This is a genomic window from Bacillus cereus group sp. BfR-BA-01331 (genome assembly GCF_022663915.1).
GTDB classification, from domain to species: Bacteria; Bacillota; Bacilli; order Bacillales; family Bacillaceae_G; genus Bacillus_A; species Bacillus_A mycoides.
Genome location: NZ_JAKUGJ010000008.1, coordinates 70,997 through 93,773, shown reverse-complemented (window position 1 = coordinate 93,773; position 22,777 = coordinate 70,997). Strand labels below are relative to the sequence as shown.

Here is a 22,777-nt window from a genome sequence, read left to right as displayed (position 1 = left end):
TAGACCAAAGGAAAAAAGACATAATAAAAAACTGCTAGGAGATCCTAGCAGTTTTTTTCTGCCTCTTGACGTTGGCGTTCGATTTCCGCACGAAGTTGTGGTTCCGGTGCTTGCCATCCTTCTGGTTTCATAATTTTGCCGTCGCCCTCGCGGAATCGAGGCTTTCCATCAGGGAATAGTTTTGCCATGTTAGCATTGTTTACAATTTCGAATCCTTTATCTGGACGTACGCCCATTTCTGCAAACGTTCCGAATGCAAAGTAAATAAGGTCAATCAGTGCATCATATTGATCTTCAACAGTCGTTGCTTCTAGAAATTCTTCTAGCTCTTCTTGCATAAAGCTAGCACGAATTTTTGCACGCTCTTCTGTTAGTTTTATTGGAGTATTTGTCACAGGATGTCCGAATTCTTCATGCATTTTTGCAACAAGTTCGTATCCTTTATCTAAACCTTTTTCGTTTGTCATGTTGTTTCATCCTTTCTTACGTTATGCCGAATTTTATCCCGCATTAACGGGCAGTAAGACTCCCACCTCAAAAGTCGCAAATGCGAGGAAGTGAGGTGGGAGATAACTGCCCGTAAAAGCCCGATTGGTGAAGGCTAATAATCAGTGGGGAATGGACAAAATCCCCACTGATTAAAGTTTCACTTTATTGTAACATAAGGTAGTTATTAAATAAAAAGAACATCTTATGAGAAATAAGATGTTCGCTCGTTATTCTTCTTTCTTAATTAAAACGGATAAAATAAGATCGATGCCAAATATTCCGATGAGTAGCATTGGTATAACTACAAGTAAATAACGTGTGAAGGAAACATTTTTTAAGTATGTATGAGCAAATAAAAAGACGCCGAGAAATAAAATGCCATTTAAAATAGGCTTTACTAATTTTTTAGACATAAGCTCCCCCATAAATATCTTCTCTATCTATCTAAAATAAAAACTCCTCTTTCCGTTGTATCATGCTGGAGAGAGGAGTTCAATCATTTCTCATTCAATTACACCAGAATTTGTAATATTTACGGTGTATTTTACGTTAACAGGGACATCTTTGTACATTTTTTTCCACTCTTCTAATTTGAATGGGCGATAATGTTGTTTATATTTTGCTCCTAGTCCGAGGGGATCGACGCCTAAAGATTTAAACTGCTTAATTAATTTAGCAGCTTGTGTATCTAATTGTTTTTGTACATTTTTTTCAATGTTTTTTGTGTTCTTGTTATTTTCTAAGTTAATTTGCTTCGATAGTTCTTGAATACGTGCATCAAGATGAACGTGAATGAAAAAAGAAGGCTTTCCGTTTTTAATCTTTATATCGTAAGTTGGAACAGAACGAATATTATTAATCATTACGTACGCAGAATCTGTTTTAAATTCATGTGAATCTAATTTATGTTTCTCTAATAGTCCTTTAAATATGAACATATCTTTTTCCGCAATTTTATCGATATATTTATCCTTTTTAAAAAGACCAATTCCGGTGATTTTTATTTTATCACCATGTTTCTTTAAAATTGGAATATAGTAGTCTTGCCCTTCTTGATAATAACGGAATGCTCCTACATGCAGATTATCCGTTGGTAAAGGACCAGTTTCCATGTTATGCTCTAACAATTTTTTCATATAAATTGCAACGTTGTATGAAGTCGTATATTTCCCTTTTAAAAGTTCAGTACCATTACCTTCAAGTAAAGCAACATATAAAGCGTTCCCTATATTCACATCTCGAAGTAATGTATCGAATGAAGTAGACATTCCTTTTTTTGCAAGTCGTATAGTATATAGAGCAACACGCATTTGTCCGCTAGCAAATGGTTGAGAAGATTCTAAAGATGTGTCTGCTTTTACTTGTTTTACCGCATTTGCGCTGCCTTCAAAAACTTGAACTTTATTTCCTTTTTTCTGAATGGGACAAACGAATGTTACTTTTACTTTATTATTCTTTGCTGTATCAAAAACGGTTCCTTGAATAAGTTGTACATCATCGATAATATTTTTTTGTAAACATCCAGTTAAACTAAAAAGTGCTATACAAGAAATAAGTATTAATTTGCTTTTGATTTTTTCCATTTTCTTTTCACCCACACAATAATAAATAGGATTGGGATGTATACATAAATGAGCCAAAAACTAATTTTTGATGCATTACTAATAAAATTATTAATATCGTGTCTGTTTGTTAAAAGTTGTGAAACAATGAGAGTGATAATGATAAAAGCGATTAAAACACCTCTTTGTTTTACACGGAATATTTCATGCGTTGCTCTCATTGACGCCCATAAGGGAAGGATAAAGCTTGTAATAATAACAAGTGCATAGCCTGAGATTGCAATATATTCTAGTCTTTCTATGAAGGGTAATTGAATGACTTGGGTCATAGAAAGTTGCGACCATATCGTTTTTAACAATTGTTTCTCGCTAAAAAATGCAAAGGCTAAAAGGGTGCTAAATAAATATAGAAGGTTTGAAAATAGTGCCCCGTATTGAGCGTATTTATGAGACTGCTTCGGATTTTTTACAAACGGATAAATCATGAGATAAACTTCAAATCCTGTCATACTGTAGATTGACACATGGGCGGATTTTAAAATATCTGAAAAAGAATGTGTGAAAATAGGTAGTAAATTCGTCCAATGTGAGTATTTCAAAACGAATAGGCTAAGAATTAAATATCCTAGTGTACCACCAACAGAGATGACGCAAATACCAGTAATGACACGGAAGCCAGAAGAAATAATGTAATAACTAACTAGGCATAAAAAGAGTGTTAACATAAAGGTGGAAGCGGTAGGGAACATCCACACTTGAATAATTTCAACATATGTTCGAATGACGGAAATACTGACGATTAAAAAATAGGCTGTAAAGATGATATTAAAGCCATTCCCTAGCCACTTTCCAAATGTTTGCCGATGTAAGTCAATTAAATTCCCGTTTGTTTCTTTTAATAAAAAATACATCATCCATATAAGGATATGGATACATATTCCTGTGAGTAGAACCCCTATCCAGCCGTCGTATCCAGCAGCTTTCGCAATAATTCGAGCGAATCCGAGAACGCCAGCTCCAAACTGTGCACCGTGAATTAAGAAGAAAACAAAGACAGGAGATATTTGATATTTTTCTTGAACTTTACTCATCAATGTACCTCATTCCTTAATCATCAAAATCCGATCTATGTTTTGTTGAAATCCCTTTTGATGCTTTTTTTACATGTTGTGGTCTTGCTTGTACATCCCTTGTATCAATCATTGTTAAGGGAAAACGAATCCAAGAATCTTTAACAGATTGTTGTCTTGTCGGGTAAAACAAAGCGTATGGCTTACGTAAAGAAGTAAGTCTAAATAGATGAGTAAATAAAAACATAAATCCAAGAGAAATACCGAAGAGTCCTCCTATTTCTGCAAATATGAGAAACGGGAAGCGTAGTAAACGAACAGCATTACCCATTTTATAAATAGGTGTAATAAAGGAAGCAAGTGCTGATAAGGCAACGATAATTAATAAAATGTTACTTGTTAAACCAGCTTGTACAGATGCTTGTCCGATTACGATACCGCCTACAATACCGAGCGTTTGACCGACTTTCATCGGTAACCTCGCGCCAGCCTCTCTCAATAAATCGATTGCGAGTTCTAAAAAGAGTGCTTCAATTAAAGGTGGGAAAGGTACTTGTGCCCTTGATAAAATCAAAGTTTCAAGTAAATCACTTGGAATAAGTTCATAATGATAATTTAAAACTGCAACATATAAAGGCGTAGCACAGATTGAAAATAGAACAGCGATAAGGCGTAAAATGCGAGAAAATGTAGCGTATAGCCAAGAGACGTTATAGTCTTCTGGTGAAATGAAAAAATCGAAATAGGATACAGGTGTTAGTAGAACACTTGGAGAACCATCCACAAAAATAGCAATTTTTCCATCAATAAGTGCTTTTGTAACTCTATCAGTACGTTCTGTATTGATATAGAGAGGGAAAATCGACTTTTCACCCATTAGTTCTTGTATATAAGCACTATCATTAATTTGATCATATTCAAGAGCACGTAATGACTCCTCGAGAAAATCTACATTATCTTTTTCAGCGAGGTTGTCTAAATACATCATGACAACTTTTGTTTTGGAAAACTCACCGATAATCATTTCTTTTGTTTGTAAATCTAAAACAGGAAGACGTTTTCGAACTAAATTAATATTCGTATCAATATCTTCTACGAAACCTTCTTGAGGACCGATAACAGTCGATTCGTTTAAAGGAGGAGTTGGCGCACGATAATTATCAATTGCAATGTTTGCAAGCATGCACTTTTGATCTTGCTGGTTCAATTGGATAATCGCATGTCCCTTCAAAACCATGTCCTCAATTTTTTGTAAATCGTTCGTAATCGTTATACCACTCATTGGAATATGTTCTTTTAATTCTTCTAATGGAGCGGAAGGACGTTCCATTAGAGTAGGCATTAAATATTTTTGTAATTTCTCTCCATCAAGTGAAGGACGATAGTAAGAAATCCAATAAGGCATCGTTTCATCATCAGATGTATGATAATTAATAAAATCACTAGACTTTTTAAGCTTCTCTATTAAATCTTGTAGAGAATGAATATGGTCATTTTCTGGTTTGCTAAAGTCATAAATGCTGTTACTTCCTGAGCTTTGGCTTTGCTGTTTGTTTTGAGAATTATCATCTTGCTTAGAATTTTGCCGTTTGTCTTGAGAATTATCATCTTGCTTAGAGTTTTGATGCTTGTTTTGAGAATTATCATCTTGCTTAGAATTTTGATGCTTGTTTTGAGAATTATCATCTTGCTTAGAATTTTGCTGTTTGTCTTGAGAATTATCATCTTGCTTAGAATTTTGCTGTTTGTCTTGAGAATTATCATCTTGCTTAGAGTTTTGCTGTTTGTCTTGAGAATTATCATCTTGCTTAGAGTTTTGATGCTTGTTTTGAGAAGTATCATCTTGCTTAGAATTTTGTTGTTTGTCTTGAGAATTATCCTCTTGTTTAGAACTTTGCTGTTTCTCTTTGGAAGAATCGTCTTGTTTAGAATCTTGCTGTTTCTTTTGAGAAGAATCATCCTGTTTAGAACCTTGCTGTGTCTCTTGAGAAGAATCATTTTGCTCAGATTTTTTTTGTTCACTATTTTTACCTGCACTGTGTTTTATACTTCTAGTCTGTTCTTTGTTTTCATCCTCTTGATTACTAGATTGCTGTTTCGGAGTATTATCTGCTTCTGTTGTTTCTGTTGAATTTGATTTTTTCTTTTTACGTAACCAATTCCAAATCATATGTATGCCCTCTTTGATTGTGTAATATAGTGCTATTTTGTGGCTAATTTTGTATATTATTCATTTATTTATGAAAAGAAGGAGGAGATTGGTTTGCATAGAAAAAAACCTTTAGTAAGCAGTTCATAATATGACGGGAAGAAGGCGAGTCTGTGCAAATTGTAAAAAAGGAGAAGTTTGTTGTAAAAGAGTTTGTGTTTGAAAATGGTAGGGAGATTCCTGTTCAAATGGGGTATGAGACGTACGGTACTTTAAATAGAGAAAGATCAAATGCGATTTTGGTTTGTCACTATTTTAGTGCAACAAGTCATGCGGCAGGAAAATATACAGAGCATGATGAGGAAGCCGGTTGGTGGGATGGATTAATTGGACCCGGGAAAGCAATTGATACAAATAAATATTTCGTTATATGTACTGATAACCTTTGTAATGTACAAGTGAAGAACCCATATGTGATTACAACGGGACCAAAATCGATAAATTCGATGACTGGCTTTGAGTATGCGATGGATTTTCCAGTTTTCACATTTTTAGATGTAGCACGTATGCAATATGAGTTAATAAAAGATATGGGGATTGCTAGTTTACATGCTGTAATGGGACCATCGGCAGGTGGGATGATTGCGCAGCAATGGGCTGTCCACTATCCTCATATGGTGCAGCGAATGATTGGAGTTATTACAAATCCGCAAAATCCAATTATAACGTCGGGAAATGTAGCGCAAAATGCGATTGAAGCAATTCAGCTTGATCCAGATTGGAAAGGCGGAAAGTACGGAGAGGAGCAACCAATGAAGGGGCTTCATTTAGCGAATAAAATGATGTTTATGAATGCATTCGATGAACATTTTTATGAAATGGCATTCCCGCGGAACAGTATAGAAATGGAACCTTATCAACAATTTTCTGCATTAACATCATTTGAGAAAGAAATAAATAAAGTGACATGTAAAAGTATAGATTTAGTAGATGCAAATTCATGGATGTATACTGCGAAAGCGGTCTTATTACATGATATTGCACATGGATTTTCTTCCTTAGAAGAGGCTCTTTCTAAGGTTGAAGCGAATGTACTCATGATTCCATGCAAACAAGATTTACTTCAGCCGCCTCGTTACAATTATAGAATGGTAGATATTTTGCAAAAGCAAGGGAAGTACGCAGAAGTATATGAGATAGAAAGTATAAATGGGCATATGGCAGGAGCGTTAGATGTTCATTTATTTGAAAAGAAAATTTATGAGTTTTTAAACCGGAAAGTATCTAGTTTTGTGTAGGAAATAATTAATGTGGAAAGGTGCATGATTTATAGTAGGCACCTTTTTTTACATGATTTGCAGACGGAAAATATATGAAGCGATTGATAAACCGAAGAAAGCTATACTAAGTAATAGAAATAAGAATGACATTTCTTGAGGGGATTTTATCTTTTTATTATTTTTCATACTAAGAGCAATAACTGCAAAAACTAAGAAAATGATGCCCATAATGAAAAGAAAAAGTGTCATTTTAACTGGCTCCTTTCATCAAACAAGTATATTGAGGATACAATGCGTCAGTTATGTTTGTAAAGAATAAGTTTTGCTGGAAAATTGAGAAATAAATGTTCCATTCTTTGCGTTCCTTCCTTCGCGTGCTAAAATTGATGAGAAATGATTGTTTAAAGAAGAAACTGAAGGTTTTATTGTATATAAGGAGGAACTACATATGACAGAAGTAAAAACAATTACTACAGAAGAAGTGCAAGGGCGTTTAGAAAATGGAGAAACATTATTTTTAGTAGATGTAAGGGAAGATGAAGAAGTAGCGGCAGGGAAAATTCCAGAAGCTGTACATATTAAAATGGGCGATATTCCAAATAAAGTGGATTTCTTTGAGAAAGAGAATGAATATATCTTTATTTGCCGTTCGGGAATGCGTAGTGAAAATGTATGCCATTATTTAAATGAGCAAGGATTTAAAACGGTGAATATGGTTGGCGGTATGCTTCAATATGAAGGTGAAACTAAATAAGTAGCTGCAAAAACTTGAAACGAGTCTGTTTCAAGTTTTTTTCTTTTGCATACAGTATACAAAAGGGGGAGGGGTAAATGGGGATTAACATGCGTAAAGTAAAAATTATTAATAATACAGGGGCTGTTAATGTTGGCGACTGTTATAATATCGCACCTTTTGCTGTATCGAAAATATATGCGGGTGCTGGAGGATCGAGTGCGGCTGTTTTTTTAAATGGAAAACGACAGCCAGAAGCTGTGATTAGAACATCAGTGTTTCTTCCGCCATTAGCGACGAGTACACGTACATTAGGTTCATAAAGGAAAGGTAGAGTGTAAGTATGCCTGCACGTATTAAAGAATTTATTATCGTTAATAATACTGGGAATATATTTACAGGGGATAATTTGAGTGATACTTCATTTACTGCTTCGAAATCGTATAGTGGTTCAACGGGTTGCACTTGGATTGATGTTGTTACAGTAATAGGGACGGAGACGAAGCTTTGTTTACAACCGGGAGATTCGGTGACGACAACCTATACACGAGGTACCCCTGCTGGTACTGTAACGGGAACAAATATGGGGCAAGGTACAAATGTGTCGAGTATATCGCAAGCTGTCCCTAATACAGATAATATGGATTCAGTTGCTGGACTCCCTTAAGGAATTAAGGGAGTTTTTATTATTTAAAATAAAAATAGTCTTTGAGATTGTTTTTGTAAATACATATTAAGAAGAAGAGGTTTGTTTAAAGTAAAAAAGATGGTGTGTAGGTGGTGAAAGTGTGAAAGAGCGCGATAGACAAAATTCATTAAACTCTAATTTCAGAATTTCACCGAATCTTATTGGACCTACTTTTCCCCCCGTTCCAACGGGATTTACTGGCATTGGGATTACTGGTCCAACCGGTCCACAAGGCCCGACTGGCCCACAAGGACCAAGGGGATTTCAAGGTCCGATGGGGGCGATGGGCCCGACAGGACCTCAAGGAGTGCAAGGGATTCAAGGGCCAGCTGGACAAATGGGTGCAACAGGACCAGAAGGACAGCAGGGACCACAAGGATTAAGGGGACCACAGGGAGAAACTGGAGCGACAGGACCTCAAGGAGTGCAAGGGTTACAAGGTCCAATTGGTCCAACCGGAGCGACTGGGGCACAAGGTATACAGGGGATACAGGGATTACAGGGGCCGATTGGAGCTACCGGGCCAGAGGGACCTCAAGGAATTCAAGGAGTGCAAGGGGTACCGGGTGCGACAGGTTCACAAGGAATACAAGGAGCTCAAGGGATACAAGGCCCACAAGGACCGAGTGGAAATACGGGAGCAACAGGAGCGACTGGTCAGGGGATTAGTGGTCCGACTGGAATAACAGGTCCAACAGGGATAACTGGCCCATCTGGAGGACCTCCAGGTCCGACTGGGGCAACTGGTGCGACAGGTCCAGGAGGTGGACCGAGTGGAAGTACAGGTGCGACTGGAGCGACTGGAAATACTGGAGTAACTGGAAGTGCGGGAGTGACTGGAAATACAGGTCCGAGTGGAAGTACAGGAGAAACAGGAGCACAGGGCCTGCAAGGAATACAAGGGGTTCAAGGGCCAATTGGACCAACGGGTCCAGAAGGTCCGCAAGGTATTCAAGGTATTCCTGGTCCGACAGGAGTAACTGGTGAACAAGGAATCCAAGGGGTTCAGGGAATTCAAGGGATAACGGGAGCAACTGGAGATCAAGGTCCGCAAGGTATACAAGGGGCCATAGGACCTCAAGGTATAACCGGAGCAACAGGAGATCAAGGCCCACAAGGAATTCAAGGGGTACCTGGTCCAACCGGGGACACAGGCTCACAAGGAGTCCAAGGAATTCAAGGGCCAATGGGTGATATAGGACCAACAGGCCCAGAAGGCCCAGAAGGACTTCAGGGTCCGCAAGGAATACAAGGAGTGCCAGGACCAGCTGGAGCAACAGGTCCAGAGGGCCCACAAGGAATCCAAGGAATTCAAGGACCAATAGGAGTAACGGGTCCAGAAGGTCCACAAGGCATTCAGGGAATACAAGGGATTCAAGGTATAACAGGAGCAACCGGAGCACAAGGAGCAACTGGAGTTCAAGGTGTTCAAGGGAATATAGGAGCAACAGGTCCAGAGGGCCCGCAAGGAGTGCAAGGTACTCAAGGGGATATAGGTCCAACAGGTCCAATGGGTCCACAGGGAGTTCAAGGAATCCAAGGAATTCAAGGACCGACGGGTGCGCAAGGGGTGCAAGGCCCACAAGGAATTCAAGGAATCCAAGGGCCGACAGGAGTAACTGGAGATACGGGTACAACAGGGGCGACAGGGGAAGGGACTACAGGAGCAACTGGAGTAACGGGTCCATCAGGTGTAACGGGTCCATCAGGAGGCCCAGCCGGACCGACTGGCCCAACAGGTCCATCAGGTCCGACGGGAGTGACAGGTCCATCCGGTGGACCACCTGGTCCGACAGGAGCGACAGGTGTAACGGGAGGAGTAGGAGATACGGGAGCAACAGGGGCGACGGGTGTGACCGGAGCAACTGGAGTAACTGGTGCAACCGGAGCAACGGGGCTGCAGGGGCCACAAGGAATACAAGGAGTACAAGGAGACATAGGCCCAACCGGTTCGCAAGGTGTTCAAGGTCCACAAGGGATACAAGGTATAACGGGAGCAACGGGAGATCAAGGTCCGCAAGGAATTCAAGGCCCGCAAGGAATCCAAGGTCCAACAGGTCCTCAAGGAATCCAAGGAGGTCAAGGCCCACAAGGGATACAAGGGGCAACAGGTGCAACCGGAGCACAAGGCCCACAGGGAATTCAAGGGATACAAGGAGTGCAAGGTCCGACTGGTCCACAAGGCCCAACCGGAATACAAGGTGTGCAAGGAGAAATAGGTCCAACCGGTCCGCAAGGTGTGCAAGGTTTACAAGGTCCACAAGGCCCAACCGGGGACACGGGTCCAACAGGAGCGCAAGGCCCACAAGGAATTCAAGGTCCAACAGGGGCGACAGGTTCACAAGGAATTCAAGGTCCAACAGGGGCGACAGGTTCACAAGGAATTCAAGGTCCAACAGGAGCGACAGGTTCACAAGGAATTCAAGGTCCAACGGGGGCAACAGGTTCACAAGGAATTCAAGGTCCAACGGGGGCAACAGGTTCACAAGGAATTCAAGGTCCAACGGGAGGCACGGGTCCAACAGGAGCAACAGGAGCGACCGGAGCGACCGGGGTAACTGGAGTGACTGGAGTTAGTACAACTGCAACGTATGCATTTGCGAATAATACATCAGGAACCGCTATTTCCGTTTTATTAGGCGGTACGAATATCCCATTACCGAACAATCAAAATATTGGACCAGGAATAACCGTTAGTGGTGGAAATACTGTATTTACAGTTGCGAATGCAGGGAATTATTATATAGCCTATACAATTAATTTAACGGCAGGATTACTTGTCAGTTCTCGGATAACCGTAAATGGCAGTCCGCTTGCGGGAACGATAAACTCCCCGACAGTGGCTACTGGTTCATTTAGTGCACCAATAATTGCTAACTTGCCTGCTGGAGCTACTATTAGTCTGCAGTTATTTGGATTAGTTGCAATAGCTACATTATCTACGACAACGCCAGGAGCTACTCTAACTATTATTAGATTAAGTTAATAAGCAAAAAAACCTTGGAACTTTTATGTTTCAAGGTTTTTTATCCCTCTATTTGTGGGCTAATAATCAGTGGGGATGGACAAAACCCCCACTGATTAAAGTTTCACTTTATTCACCTTAGCAAAAACATCGCGGTTCAAAAATATATTATAATAGAATGAAGAGAGGTATAAATTTGGCAGAAAGGGAGAGTGGCGATGCAGGAGAAGGTTAAAGATTTTTTCGGACGCCCACTTCAAGATTTACGCATCTCTGTCATTGATCGATGTAATTTACGTTGTACGTATTGTATGCCAGCGGAAGTGTTTGGTCCTGATTATGCTTTTTTGAAAGATGAGTTTTTACTGACATTTGATGAAATCGAGCGATTAGCAAAAGTATTTGTTAGCATCGGTGTACGGAAAATTAGACTTACTGGTGGCGAACCCTTGCTCCGTAAGGATTTAACAAAACTTATCGAACGTCTCGTGAAAATTGACGGTTTAGTAGATATAGGATTAACGACAAATGCGATTCATTTAACGAAGCAAGCGAAGGCGTTAAAAGAAGCTGGGTTACACCGAGTAAATGTTAGTTTGGATGCGATAGATGATAATGTGTTCCGCGCAATTAATGGCCGGAATATGAATACGAAGCCAGTGTTAAAAGGAATTATGGCAGCGAAAGAAGCAGGCCTTGAAGTGAAAGTAAATATGGTTGTGAAAAAAGGAATGAATGATCATCAAGTACTTCCGGTTGCTACGTATTTTAAAGAACAAGGAATCACGCTTAGGTTTATTGAGTTTATGGATGTTGGCAGTACGAATGGATGGAATTTTGATCAAGTTATTACGAAACGAGAATTAATTGATATGATTCATGGGGTGTATCCAATTGAGCCAGCTGAAGCTCATTATTTTGGTGAGGTTGCGAAGCGGTATCGATACGTTGGAACGAATGTAGAGGTTGGTTTTATTACCTCTGTTTCTGAGTCATTTTGTTCTTCTTGTACGAGAGCAAGAATTTCGGCAGATGGAAAGTTTTATACTTGCTTGTTTGCGACAGAAGGAATGGATTTAAGGAAACTTCTGAGGGAGAACCTTTCGGATAATGAGTTATTAAAAGCTATACAATATGTATGGGAGAATAGAAAAGATCGATATTCAGATGAACGGACAGAAGAAAGTGCGAAAAATCGTCCGAAAATTGAAATGTCTTATATAGGAGGATAAGAAAGGGGGATGTCGTATGCAAGAGCGATATTCAAGACAAATGTTATTTTCTGGTGTTGGGGAAGAAGGGCAACGGAAAATAAGAGGGAAGCATGTGCTCGTTATCGGTGCTGGTGCACTCGGAGCAGCGAATGCAGAAGCAATTGTTAGAGCAGGTGTTGGAAAAATAACAATTGCGGATCGTGATTATGTAGAATGGAGTAATTTACAAAGGCAACAATTATATACAGAAGAAGATGCAAAGCATTATAAACCGAAAGCAATAGCGGCAGCAGAACATTTAAAGGCAATTAATTCCGAAGTAGAAATTGTACCGGTTGTGACTGATGTAACGGTGCAAGAAATGGAAGAATTAATTAAAGGTGTAGATTTAATATTAGATGCGACAGATAATTTTGAAACGCGCCTTCTTATTAATGATATATCGCAGATGTATAACGTTCCGTGGATATACGGAGGATGCGTTGGAAGCTACGGAGTAACTTATACAATCTTGCCAGGAAAAACGCCGTGTTTTCGATGTTTAATGGAGCATCCAGCGAGCGGAGCGACATGTGATACGGCCGGTATTATACAGCCAGCAGTGCAATTAGTAGTTGCACATCAAATAACGGAAGCCTTGAAAATATTAGTAGAAGATTTTGAGGCACTTCGTGAAACGATGCTATCATTTGATCTTTGGAATAATCAGCAGATGGCATTTAAAGTGAATAGGCAGAAAAAGGATACATGTTTATCTTGTGGAAAGTTACGTACATATCCGAGTTTAACATTTGAAGCACAAACGAAAACAGAAGTATTATGTGGGCGAAATACAGTTCAAATCCGTCCAGGTGTGCGTCAGGGTTTTAATTTAGAAGAAATTAAAAAGCGCTTACAAAAAAGTGTGGATGTAAAAGCAACGCCGTATTTATTATCATTTCCAGTGGAAGAATATCGTTTTGTTTTATTTACAGATGGCAGGGCGTTTATTCATGGTACGAATGATATGAATGTTGCGAAACGACTATATGCAAGATATATAGGCTGAACCTAAAGGGGAATCCTTTAGGTTCAAATGGAAAAGGTAGGATTAAGAATTTCTAATATAATCTCCATTTTTTCCGCCCGTTTTTTCAAGTAAGTACGTTTCGCCAATAATCATACCCTTATCAACGGCTTTACACATGTCATATACAGTAAGAGCGGTAGCGGAAGCAGCTGTTAAAGCTTCCATCTCAACGCCGGTACTACCTTCTGTTTTAACTTTTACTTCAATAAGTAGCCGATATTGTTCTTCTGACTGTTTCCAATCGAAAGAGACATCAACTCCTTTTAATAATAAAGGATGGCACATTGGGATAATATCAGAAGTACGTTTTGCAGCCATAATACCTGCGATTTGTGCGACAGCTAATACGTCACCTTTACCAATTTCGTTGCGTGAGATTTTATCAAAAATTTCTTTTGTAACGAGAATGCTAGAGCATGCTATTGCTGTTCGAACGGTTATTTTTTTGTCACTTATATCAACCATTTTAGCGCGTCCTTGGTCGTTGAAATGTGTGAATGAAGACATGGAATTCCTCCTTGAAGTAATTGCGATTTAATATATAAAGTGTAATCGAGATTAGATATTTTGCAAATATGAGGTGAGAAACAATGGTAGAAAAACGAATCCCGATTCAAGTTGCTGAGGCAGTAGCGCGGGTTATGAAATATGCTAAGCATGGTGAAGTAGAAGAAGTTTCTATTACAGAAAGTTACGGGAGGATTCTTGGAGAGGATGTTGTCTCAGATCACGACGTTCCTCACTTTGATCGTTCTCCTTACGATGGTTTCGCAATTCGAGCAGAAGACACGAAGGAAGCGGGTCAAGAGCATCCGATTGAATTTGAAGTAATAGGAGAGATCGGAGCAGGATCTGTTTTTGCAGAAGAAGTAGGGGCTTTTCAGGCGGTTCGTATTATGACAGGAGCAGCTATTCCAGAAGATTGCAATGCAGTCGTAATGCTAGAACTGACGGAAGGATTCGAGAGGAACGAAAGTACATATATGAAGTTAAAACGTCCTTTCCAAAACGGTGACAATGTGTCATTTAAAGGAGAAGATATAAAACAAAATCAAGTCCTCGTTAAGAAAGGTTTTGTAATCAATCCAGGTGTTGCCGCATTATTAGCGACGTTTGGATATAGCACTGTGAAAGTTGTAAAACAGCCTGTTGTCGGTATTGTAACGACGGGCAGCGAATTACTAGAAGTGCATGAGGCGTTAGAACCAGGAAAAATTAGAAATAGTAACTCTTACATGATTGCCGCTCAAATTATGAAAGCTGGCGGAAAAGTGCGTTACTATGGACAACTTGCTGATGAGTTAGATGCATGTTTTACAGCCGTTAAATCAGCGATGGGTGAGGTTGATATTTTAATTACAACGGGCGGTGTTTCAGTAGGAGATTACGACTACTTACCGGCTATTTATGCAAGGTTACAGGCGAATGTACTCTTTAATAAAATAGCGATGAGACCTGGAAGTGTAACGACAGTAGCTGAAGTTGATGGAAAGTTACTTTTCGGTTTATCAGGTAATCCGTCAGCTTGTTATGTAGGTTTCGAATTATTTGTACATCCAATTATGAAAACGTATTTGCATGCGAAGGAGCCTCACGTATATAGAACTGATGCTATTTTACAAAAAGATTTCCCGAAACCAAATCCGTTTACTCGTTTTGTAAGAGCGAAAGCGAGTATTGTTAATGGGGCACTACAAGCGATGCCAGTCGGTTTAGATAAATCGAGTGCGGTCTCTTCGCTTGCGGATGCAAATGCTTTTATCGTGCTGCCTGGAGGAACGAGAGGATTTGAAGCAGGAATGAAAGTGTCTGTATTATTGTTAGAATGCTCTGAGGGAAGTGATTGGCCGTGGGCAAAGCCTCTTCAATCTTACAAATAGTAGGGTATCAAAATAGCGGGAAAACAACACTTGTAGAGAAGATGGTGCATGCATTAACTGAAAGAGAAATGAAGGTTGCTACAATTAAACATCATGGTCACGGGGGCTTTCCTGAAGTAGCGCAAAAAGACAGTGAAAGACACAGAAAAGCTGGTGCTGTAGTAAGTAGTGTAGAAGGTGCTGGATTACTATCTTTGTCCTCTTTGCGAGATGAATGGTCCTTGCAAGAAATTATCCGCTTGTACGAATTTTTTGAAGTAGATACGATTTTAATAGAGGGCTATAAAGCTGAGGAATATCCAAAAATAGTGTTACTTCGTTCTGCGGAAGACGCTGAACTTTTACATAAGGTAGAAAATATAGCGGCAGTTATTACGTGGTATGATGCTCCGTCAAATGTACGAGAAGAATATAAAGTATTTCATATAACAGAAGAAAGATTGTATATAGACTGGTTTTTACAAACGGCTAGGGGTGCAAAATGATAAATACGTATTATGAAGTAATTGATACAGAAATCTCGATTGAAGAGGTGACAAAGAAAGTAGTTCGCCGTGAATGTGGTGCTGTTACAACATTTATCGGGACAGTTAGGGAGTTTACGAAAGGGCGTCGTACACTATACTTAGAGTATGTAGCTTATAAGACGATGGCAGAAAAGATGCTACAGAAAATTGGGTCAGAAGTGAAGGAGAAGTGGCCCGGTACACATGTTGCGATTACGCATCGCATCGGCACGCTACAAATTTCTGATATAGCGGTTGTTGTTGCTGTAGCAACGCCTCATCGCAAAGAGGCTTATGAAGCGAATGAATATATTATGGAGCGTATTAAGCAAATTGTTCCAATTTGGAAAAAGGAATTTTGGGAAGATGGTGACTCATGGATTGGTGACCAATTAGAAAAAACACCATATCCAGCAGGAGAGCCTGGGAAGGAGTTATAAATATGATTCGAGTATTGTTATTTGCGAACTTGCAAGAAGAAGCAGGAACGAGTGAATTACAAATAGAGAAAGAAAATATTACTGTTGCAGAGTTAAAAGATATTGTTGCGAAAGAATATAATGTACCAGTGTCAGCGCCAATTATGGTTGCGATTAATGAAGAGTACGCGAATGAAGATGATACGATACAATCTGGTGATGTAGTTGCACTAATACCACCAGTGAGTGGTGGTTAATATTGGATTTATGCTATAAAAAACGACTTTCCTAAATAGGGAAAGTCGTTTTTTTATGGCATTTTGGAGAACACTATCTTATAGGAAAAGGAGGAAGTTATGAAAAAGATATGTGTAATGATTGCAATGATATGTTCTGTTTTTTTCTTTTCTCCAAGCAATTCTTTGGCAAAAGAATCGACGGAACAGCTTTTAGAAAGTGCGTTACTGAATCGATATTACTCGGTTATAAGGCAAGTGACAGAAGATCAATATGAATGTGACTCAGTTACAAATATAAAGCGTCTAGGCAAGAAAGATGAGTTTGTTCCTAGGTTTGAAGTTACGATACAATTTCTTACATTTCAAGGGGCACATAATCCGCCGAATGATAAAGTTACACTTACTTTGGAAGACAATTTAGATCACATAAAGATAAAGAAAGTGGAGCGAGAAAAGAATGTTTCTGGTGCTATTGTAGAAAAGATTTGTGCACGAAAAAACGAAAAAATAAAAGCTCACTCTAATGATTTAGAGCGATAACCTATGACATTTTGTAGAGAAAGGTAATGAGCGATGGATATACTTTTAGCGATTTTACCAGCTATATTTTGGGGGAGTATTGTGCTATTTAACGTGAAACTAGGCGGGGGGCCGTATAGTCAAACGCTCGGTACAACGTTCGGTGCACTTATCTTCTCAATTGTCGTTTATATTTTTATGAAGCCGGTATTAACTCCGACCGTTATTGGAGTTGGAATTGTATCTGGCTTATTTTGGGCACTTGGTCAAGCGAATCAATTAAAAAGTATTGATTTAATGGGTGTTTCTAGAACGATGCCGATTTCAACAGGGCTTCAATTAGTCGCGACAACATTATTTGGGGTTATCGTGTTTCATGAATGGTCAACGACGATATCGGTCGTTCTTGGAGTTTTGGCGCTCGTTTGTATTATTATCGGGGTTATTTTAACATCGCTTCAAAGTAAAGAAGAGAAGAATGCAGAGCAAGCAGGAAATTTTAAAAAAGGAATTATTATTTTATTAATTTCAACAGTCGGTTATTTAGTTTACGTAGTAGTTATCCGGTTATTTAACGTGAACGGTTGGTCGGCTTTATTACCACAAGCGGTCGGTATGGTATTAGGCGGGATTTTACTCACATTTAAACATCATCCATTCAATAAATATGCGATTCGAAATATTCTTCCAGGATTGATTTGGGCAGCTGGAAATATGTTTTTATTCATTTCGCAGCCAAGAGTTGGGGTCGCAACAAGCTTTTCCCTTTCACAAATGGGAATTATTATTTCGACGCTTGGCGGGATCTTTATATTAGGTGAAAGGAAAACGAAGCGTCAATTAACTGGGATTGTTATTGGTATCGTTTTTATCATTGCAGCTGGAATTATGCTGGGGATTGCGAAAGGTTAAGGAGGTATTAAAATGTATAGCGATTTAGAAGGGAAAGTCGTCGTTATTACAGGATCAGCAACTGGTCTTGGAAGAGCCATGGGAGTAAGATTTGCTAAAGAGAAGGCGAAAGTTGTTATTAACTATCGCTCAAGAGAGTCAGAAGCGAACGATGTATTAGACGAAATAAAAAAGGTAGGTGGAGAAGCGATTGCTGTAAAAGGTGATGTGACGGTCGAGGCAGATGTTGTAAATCTCATTCAATCTGCTGTGAAAGAGTTTGGTACGCTCGACGTTATGATTAATAATGCGGGGATAGAAAACGCGGTACCGTCGCATGAAATGCCGTTAGAGGATTGGAATAAAGTAATTCATACAAATTTAACAGGTGCTTTTTTAGGAAGTCGTGAAGCGATTAAATATTTTGTGGAACACGATATTAAAGGTTCGGTTATTAATATGTCTAGTGTTCATGAGAAAATCCCGTGGCCATTATTTGTGCATTATGCGGCTAGTAAGGGGGGGATTAAGCTTATGACAGAAACGTTAGCGTTAGAATATGCACCAAAAGGTATTCGGGTAAATAATATTGGGCCTGGTGCAATTAATACGCCAATTAATGCTGAAAAATTTGCTGACCCGAAAAAACGTGACGACGTAGAAAGTATGATTCCAATGGGTTACATTGGAAAACCTGAAGAAATCGCAGCAGTAGCAACGTGGCTTGCTTCAGCAGAGGCAAGTTACGTAACTGGAATTACGTTATTTGCAGATGGTGGAATGACTTTATACCCATCGTTTCAAGCGGGGCGTGGGTAATATGAAAGGCCAAAGAGATTTAACTCTTTGGCCTTTTTTACGCAAAAAAAAATAGCGGTCGGCTATTTTTAAAATTAATGATTGATTGTATCTTGAAGAAATTCTGTTGCTTGATGTTCTGAAACATTCTGTACGAGCGCAACTTCACTAATAACCATTTTACGCGCATTATCTAGCATTTGTTTTTCGCTCGCATTTAATGCTCTTTCTTTATTGCGACGAAGTAAATCACGAACAACTTCTGCACTATCTTGAAGATTGCCGTTCTTCATTTTTTCCATATTCATTGTATATCTTTGTTTCCAAGAGAGTGAGGGGTCTGATTCCCCATGATGAAATTCAAGAAGTATACCATCTAACGTACCTTTATCGACGATATAACGTATACCTGATTTTTGTAATTGATTCATCGGAAGCATTACTTGCATATCTTTACTAATGATGCGTATAACACAATATTGACGCGTAGTGCCTAATATTTCTTTCTCTTCAATTGCTTCGATGATTCCTGCACCGTGCATTGGATAAACGATTTTATCACCAATTTGAAACAAATCATCCACCTCCGTATGTGGTAACTACTTTTAATGATAACATACTAGGATAAAAATGTCAAATTTTATATAATATCACATCTGATATGCTGTAGTCAATATATAAAAGTCGTTTTTTTGTTTGTTTTTTTGCTCTTATAAGTTGAATAAATAGGGGGAATTTTTTTAGAAAAATAGTACAGGCGCAGAAAGAGAGCATATCCACTTATTTTTAAGCATAAAATATAAAATCGCTAATACAATATACCTAAATCCGTTCTTTGCAAGGGAGGGATAGAAGGTGGGGCGCACAATTAGAATTGATATTACAAATAAAGTGGTAGCTAAATTTAGGCAAGATTATTTGGAATTATATACGAGTAAGTTTATGATAGGTAAGTTTTATGTCTATACTGAAGATAAACAATATGTGTTAGAAGACGGATATATATATGAAGATGGAAAGTTTTATCGCATCATAGATACGCACCGTGGCAATAAACAAGCGGCGGAGGGCTGCGATCTAGGATGGTGTTAACATGATTCGTGTGAAAGTGTTTGATGAAAGTCATGAAAAAGACTTAGAAGACGCTGTAAATGTATTTTTGAAAAAAATTGATGATGGAAATTTTGTAGATATAAAGTATCAAGTTGGTGTTTCAATTAACGATGATGAAAATCAAATTTATTGTTTTTCAGCGATGATTGTTTATAAAGCATAAAAAAGAGCTGGGGAGCCAGCTCTTTTTTATGCTTTACGTTGGGACAACATGTGTCGGTAAAATATTCATAATAGATTGTGTTGCGCCTGTTTTCTTTTCCGTTAAAAGAACTTTTCCTGTTTCATGATCCTGGGCATCAGTGCACATACCGAGGTGATAACGATCACCTAAAAATGGATCAATATAAAAACCGTTTTTGAAAACTTTATCATTCGGGTGTTTTTCATGGTGAATTTCGGAACAGTTAATGCAATAGAACATAGCTTTCATCTCCTTTTTATTTTTGTTTAAAAAAGTGGGTCGGTAGTCATTTCGCTCCTAAGGAAATGTTGAGGAGAAGAGAAATAACTACCTACCCAAATGGCGGGCATACTCCTTCTGATCTTTACATATCTCGCGTATTGTCCCCGAGGGAAGGAGGAGAGACGAAGTACAGATGAGATAAGTTAGGCGCTTCTCTCAATAGGAGTGATAGGGTTCATGTTGAGGGAATTTTCTATTTTTCATTGCCTTTGTGAGTATATTATGAAGGAATGGTGAGAGGGTGTTTGTCCTGTTGAAAAAATGTTGAGAATTTCTCAACAGTGAAAAAGAGTCTTTCTTGACATGAAACCAAAAGGTGTTATATTGTTAAAGTGAAACTAAAAGGTGTTATATTTTAATGCCGAATAAAGGAGATATAAAATGGAACAACAAAATACATTAAATGATATTAAACAAACAATCGTTTTTAACGCGCCTATTCAAAAGGTATGGAATGTAGTATCAACTGCAGAAGGAATTTCGTCATGGTTTATGCCAAATGATTTTGAATTAAAGGTAGGACATGAGTTTCATGTGCAATCACCTTTTGGACCATCACCATGTAAAGTGTTAGAGATTGATGAGCCAAATCATTTATCTTTCTCATGGGATACAGATGGTTGGATTGTTTCATTTAATTTGAAAGACTTAGGAGATAGTAAAACAGAATTTACGTTAATTCACGGCGGCTGGAAACATCCTGATGAAATCCTTCCGAAAGCGAATGCGAAGAGCTCTATTATTCGCGATAGAATGAGCGGCGGCTGGGTAGCGATTGTAAATGAAAAACTGAAAAAGGTTGTCGAAGGCTAAGTGTCCTCATCAGTAGCGAAATATGATGTATTTCAAGCAATTGCTGATCCAACCCGCCGAGAAGTAATACGGTTATTAAGTGACAAAGAGTTACCGATTTCAAAAATAACGGATCATTTTCCGATGAGTCGTACTGCTGTTGTAAAGCACCTTCATATTCTTTCAGAAGCGAATTTAGTGAGTGGAAGAAAGAGCGGAAGAGAGAAGATATATCGTTTGCATCCAGAACCATTAGAGGAATTACAGCAGTGGCTCTCGTATTATGAACGATTTTGGGATAATAAATTGTCCATGCTTAAACATATTGTGGAGAATGAAGAGTAGATTTTATGTAAAGAGGATGACCAAAATGGTCATCCTCTTTTTATTGTTCACTTGTTTGTTTAGCTGGCTTTAATAGGATCCAAGCGATAATTAATGTGAATACCGCTAATACGAAAGTGCTCATATAAATGACGTGTACACTTGATGCTAATGCGGATTGTGATTCGGTTGCTACGTTTGCTGTAGCCCCTCCATGTCCGCCAGAAGAAACAAGATCAAGGTTTTTAATGCCACGTGCATGAATCATCGTATTGAAGATCGTTCCGAAGATTGCAGCTCCTAGTGTTTGACTAAATGTATTAATAAATGTATTTAAACCAACTGCCGTTCCGCGCGTATTCGCCGGTACAGCTGCTTGAATTGTTACCATGTAAATTGGTGTAACAAGCCCCATTCCTAAGCCGAATAATCCGACTGCAACATAAATAAGGAATGATGGTGAATCTGTTGATAATGTAAATAATAAGAAAGTAGCAACTGATAAAATGCTAGCTCCAAGTAAAATAATTTGTTTCGTTTGTAACTTGCCAACTAAGTTGCCGGAGAACATAGCACCGAATGTCCACATAACAGGAATCGGCATTAAAATGAGTCCAGCCTCTGTCGCATTTTTTCCTAAAACACCTTGGCTCCAAATTGGAAGATACACTGTAATACTAATAATCATTGCGCCAGCAATAAGTGTTAGTATGTTTATTGTAGATAATGTACGGTTAGAGAAAAGTGCTAGCGGAATTAATGGTTCCGGAGACTTTTTCTCGATGTATAAGAAAATAATGAATGAAACAGCGGCAAAGATTAATAGGCCGATAATTGAAATGTCTCCCCAGTTTTGCTTACTGCTACCTGTTAATAATGCGTATAGTAAAGCAATTGTACTTAATGAGAAAACTGTCGCACCAAGATAGTCGATATGTTGCTTAGCGGCGGACTTAACAGATTCCTTATAAGAAGTGGCAAACATTAAGCAAGCGATAATTCCAAAAGGAACGTTTAAGAAGAAAATATAGCGCCAAGAAAGAGAATCAACTAAAAATCCACCTACTAACGGCCCAATAACACCAGATACACCCCAAACTGCACTCATCCAGCCTTGTGCTTTCGCGCGGTCTTTCGCTTCGCTATATAGGTCTCCAATAATCGTCATTGTGATCGGCATAACAGCACCAGCCCCTATACCTTGAAGAGCACGGAAGAAGATTAATTGTTCCATTGATGTAACGACTCCGCAAAGTGCAGAACCGATTAAGAAGATTGTTGCTCCGATGAGCAGAACTTTTTTACGGCCGAATAAATCAGCTAGCTTTCCGTATATTGGAGTCGAAACAGCTGTTGCAAGCATATAGATTGCATATACCCAACTAACAAGTTCGACGCCTGACAAATCACTCGTTATACGAGGGATCGCTGTACTAACAATCGTTCCTTCTACCGCAGAAAGAAACGTCATTAGCATTAAAGACATCATGACTTTTTTTCTCATTTGTTTTCCCCTTACCCTTTTTCGAATATTCAACAATATAAAATATAAAGCTACTAAGGTATATAAAGCAACAAAAAAGCAATGGGAAGTTAGGAGGAAGGGATATT

General features: G+C 38.8%; 28 protein-coding genes. 18 read left to right on the top strand and 10 right to left on the bottom strand.

Going from position 1 to position 22,777, the window contains the following annotated elements:
* Window positions 1–44 precede the first annotated feature (44 nt).
* From MR155_RS16480 to MR155_RS16460, 5 genes are all read right to left on the bottom strand, one after another.
* Window positions 45–467 carry a pyrophosphohydrolase domain-containing protein gene (locus MR155_RS16480; RefSeq protein ID WP_219301210.1) on the bottom strand — a complete coding sequence of 141 codons (423 nt, stop codon included), beginning with the start codon at window positions 465–467 and terminating at the stop codon, window positions 45–47.
* Window positions 468–716: 249 nt separating this feature from the next.
* Window positions 717–902 (bottom strand): hypothetical protein, encoded by a 186-nt coding sequence (locus MR155_RS16475; RefSeq protein WP_002089083.1) that lies wholly within the window; start codon window positions 900–902, stop codon window positions 717–719.
* A gap of 90 nt (window positions 903–992) precedes the next feature.
* Window positions 993–2,072 (bottom strand): spore germination protein GerHC, encoded by a 1,080-nt coding sequence (gene gerHC, locus MR155_RS16470; protein WP_242248961.1) that lies wholly within the window; start codon window positions 2,070–2,072, stop codon window positions 993–995.
* A complete protein-coding gene (locus MR155_RS16465; protein WP_242310566.1) occupies window positions 2,048–3,142 on the bottom strand; it encodes a spore germination protein in 1,095 nt (364 codons plus the stop codon). Before MR155_RS16465 ends, gerHC begins: the two co-directional genes overlap by 25 nt.
* Window positions 3,143–3,158: 16 nt before the next feature.
* A complete protein-coding gene (locus MR155_RS16460; protein WP_242310564.1) occupies window positions 3,159–5,291 on the bottom strand; it encodes a spore germination protein in 2,133 nt (710 codons plus the stop codon).
* A 152-nt stretch (window positions 5,292–5,443) separates the two neighbouring features.
* Here MR155_RS16460 and MR155_RS16455 point away from each other — a divergent pair, with 152 nt between their 5' ends.
* Window positions 5,444–6,568, top strand: coding sequence for a homoserine O-acetyltransferase family protein (locus MR155_RS16455; RefSeq protein ID WP_242310562.1), 1,125 nt, complete (start codon window positions 5,444–5,446; stop codon window positions 6,566–6,568).
* 48 nt (window positions 6,569–6,616) lie between these two features.
* Here MR155_RS16455 and MR155_RS16450 read toward each other — a convergent pair whose 3' ends face one another.
* Window positions 6,617–6,799, bottom strand: a complete 183-nt coding sequence (locus MR155_RS16450; RefSeq protein ID WP_002129493.1) for a hypothetical protein — start codon at window positions 6,797–6,799, stop codon at window positions 6,617–6,619.
* Between the two features lie 199 nt (window positions 6,800–6,998).
* On the opposite strand from MR155_RS16450, the gene MR155_RS16445 reads away from it, so the two are divergent.
* The 6 genes from MR155_RS16445 to MR155_RS16420 all read left to right on the top strand — a co-directional run bounded on the left by MR155_RS16445 (window position 6,999) and on the right by MR155_RS16420 (window position 13,198).
* Window positions 6,999–7,304: a rhodanese-like domain-containing protein gene (locus MR155_RS16445; protein WP_242310560.1), complete on the top strand. Its 306-nt coding sequence runs from the start codon at window positions 6,999–7,001 to the stop codon at window positions 7,302–7,304.
* 77 nt (window positions 7,305–7,381) lie between these two features.
* Window positions 7,382–7,606 (top strand): spore germination protein, encoded by a 225-nt coding sequence (locus MR155_RS16440; RefSeq protein ID WP_113935770.1) that lies wholly within the window; start codon window positions 7,382–7,384, stop codon window positions 7,604–7,606.
* 20 nt (window positions 7,607–7,626) lie between these two features.
* The gene (locus MR155_RS16435; protein WP_002089076.1) at window positions 7,627–7,950 is read left to right on the top strand and encodes a hypothetical protein; all 324 of its coding nucleotides are present in this window, start codon (window positions 7,627–7,629) and stop codon (window positions 7,948–7,950) included.
* A gap of 121 nt (window positions 7,951–8,071) precedes the next feature.
* Complete coding sequence (locus tag MR155_RS16430; protein WP_242310558.1) at window positions 8,072–10,957, top strand: BclA-related collagen-like exosporium protein; 2,886 nt, start codon at window positions 8,072–8,074, stop codon at window positions 10,955–10,957.
* Window positions 10,958–11,154: 197 nt separating this feature from the next.
* Window positions 11,155–12,168 (top strand): GTP 3',8-cyclase MoaA, encoded by a 1,014-nt coding sequence (moaA, locus tag MR155_RS16425; protein WP_002138702.1) that lies wholly within the window; start codon window positions 11,155–11,157, stop codon window positions 12,166–12,168.
* A gap of 16 nt (window positions 12,169–12,184) precedes the next feature.
* The gene (locus MR155_RS16420) at window positions 12,185–13,198 is read left to right on the top strand and encodes a molybdopterin-synthase adenylyltransferase MoeB (protein ID WP_002067678.1); all 1,014 of its coding nucleotides are present in this window, start codon (window positions 12,185–12,187) and stop codon (window positions 13,196–13,198) included.
* 42 nt (window positions 13,199–13,240) lie between these two features.
* On the opposite strand, the gene moaC is transcribed toward MR155_RS16420, so the two are convergent.
* A complete protein-coding gene (gene moaC, locus MR155_RS16415; protein WP_002129484.1) occupies window positions 13,241–13,726 on the bottom strand; it encodes a cyclic pyranopterin monophosphate synthase MoaC in 486 nt (161 codons plus the stop codon).
* An 83-nt stretch (window positions 13,727–13,809) separates the two neighbouring features.
* Here moaC and MR155_RS16410 point away from each other — a divergent pair, with 83 nt between their 5' ends.
* From MR155_RS16410 to MR155_RS16380, 7 genes are all read left to right on the top strand, one after another.
* The gene (locus MR155_RS16410; RefSeq protein WP_219301218.1) at window positions 13,810–15,099 is read left to right on the top strand and encodes a molybdopterin molybdotransferase MoeA; all 1,290 of its coding nucleotides are present in this window, start codon (window positions 13,810–13,812) and stop codon (window positions 15,097–15,099) included.
* A complete protein-coding gene (mobB, locus tag MR155_RS16405; protein WP_219301219.1) occupies window positions 15,063–15,584 on the top strand; it encodes a molybdopterin-guanine dinucleotide biosynthesis protein B in 522 nt (173 codons plus the stop codon). The genes MR155_RS16410 and mobB overlap by 37 nt, the downstream gene beginning before the upstream one ends.
* Window positions 15,581–16,045 (top strand): molybdopterin synthase catalytic subunit MoaE, encoded by a 465-nt coding sequence (moaE, locus tag MR155_RS16400; RefSeq protein ID WP_219301220.1) that lies wholly within the window; start codon window positions 15,581–15,583, stop codon window positions 16,043–16,045. Before mobB ends, moaE begins: the two co-directional genes overlap by 4 nt.
* Before the next feature lie 2 nt (window positions 16,046–16,047).
* Window positions 16,048–16,281 carry a molybdopterin converting factor subunit 1 gene (gene moaD, locus MR155_RS16395; protein ID WP_000621795.1) on the top strand — a complete coding sequence of 78 codons (234 nt, stop codon included), beginning with the start codon at window positions 16,048–16,050 and terminating at the stop codon, window positions 16,279–16,281.
* 99 nt (window positions 16,282–16,380) lie between these two features.
* The gene (locus MR155_RS16390) at window positions 16,381–16,803 is read left to right on the top strand and encodes a DUF3888 domain-containing protein (RefSeq protein WP_002089063.1); all 423 of its coding nucleotides are present in this window, start codon (window positions 16,381–16,383) and stop codon (window positions 16,801–16,803) included.
* 33 nt (window positions 16,804–16,836) lie between these two features.
* Window positions 16,837–17,694: a glucose uptake protein GlcU gene (gene glcU / locus MR155_RS16385; RefSeq protein WP_219301222.1), complete on the top strand. Its 858-nt coding sequence runs from the start codon at window positions 16,837–16,839 to the stop codon at window positions 17,692–17,694.
* 12 nt (window positions 17,695–17,706) lie between these two features.
* Window positions 17,707–18,492 carry a glucose 1-dehydrogenase gene (locus MR155_RS16380; RefSeq protein WP_219301223.1) on the top strand — a complete coding sequence of 262 codons (786 nt, stop codon included), beginning with the start codon at window positions 17,707–17,709 and terminating at the stop codon, window positions 18,490–18,492.
* Between the two features lie 74 nt (window positions 18,493–18,566).
* Here MR155_RS16380 and MR155_RS16375 read toward each other — a convergent pair whose 3' ends face one another.
* Window positions 18,567–19,046, bottom strand: coding sequence for a CarD family transcriptional regulator (locus MR155_RS16375; protein ID WP_002089061.1), 480 nt, complete (start codon window positions 19,044–19,046; stop codon window positions 18,567–18,569).
* Window positions 19,047–19,326: 280 nt separating this feature from the next.
* Here MR155_RS16375 and MR155_RS16370 point away from each other — a divergent pair, with 280 nt between their 5' ends.
* Both MR155_RS16370 and MR155_RS16365 read left to right on the top strand, forming a co-directional pair.
* Window positions 19,327–19,563: a DUF2553 family protein gene (locus MR155_RS16370; protein WP_002089059.1), complete on the top strand. Its 237-nt coding sequence runs from the start codon at window positions 19,327–19,329 to the stop codon at window positions 19,561–19,563.
* A 1-nt stretch (window position 19,564) separates the two neighbouring features.
* Window positions 19,565–19,747, top strand: coding sequence for a sporulation protein Cse60 (locus tag MR155_RS16365; RefSeq protein ID WP_000621746.1), 183 nt, complete (start codon window positions 19,565–19,567; stop codon window positions 19,745–19,747).
* 33 nt (window positions 19,748–19,780) lie between these two features.
* On the opposite strand, the gene MR155_RS16360 is transcribed toward MR155_RS16365, so the two are convergent.
* Window positions 19,781–20,008, bottom strand: a complete 228-nt coding sequence (locus tag MR155_RS16360; RefSeq protein ID WP_002138690.1) for a DUF3973 domain-containing protein — start codon at window positions 20,006–20,008, stop codon at window positions 19,781–19,783.
* 423 nt (window positions 20,009–20,431) lie between these two features.
* Here MR155_RS16360 and MR155_RS16355 point away from each other — a divergent pair, with 423 nt between their 5' ends.
* Window positions 20,432–20,863, top strand: coding sequence for an SRPBCC family protein (locus tag MR155_RS16355; protein ID WP_219301224.1), 432 nt, complete (start codon window positions 20,432–20,434; stop codon window positions 20,861–20,863).
* Window positions 20,864–21,187, top strand: a complete 324-nt coding sequence (locus MR155_RS16350) for an ArsR/SmtB family transcription factor (protein ID WP_113935762.1) — start codon at window positions 20,864–20,866, stop codon at window positions 21,185–21,187.
* Between the two features lie 40 nt (window positions 21,188–21,227).
* Here the strand turns inward: MR155_RS16350 and MR155_RS16345 are convergent, their stop codons facing one another.
* The gene (locus tag MR155_RS16345; RefSeq protein ID WP_044444001.1) at window positions 21,228–22,670 is read right to left on the bottom strand and encodes an MDR family MFS transporter; all 1,443 of its coding nucleotides are present in this window, start codon (window positions 22,668–22,670) and stop codon (window positions 21,228–21,230) included.
* Window positions 22,671–22,777: the final 107 nt, after the last annotated feature.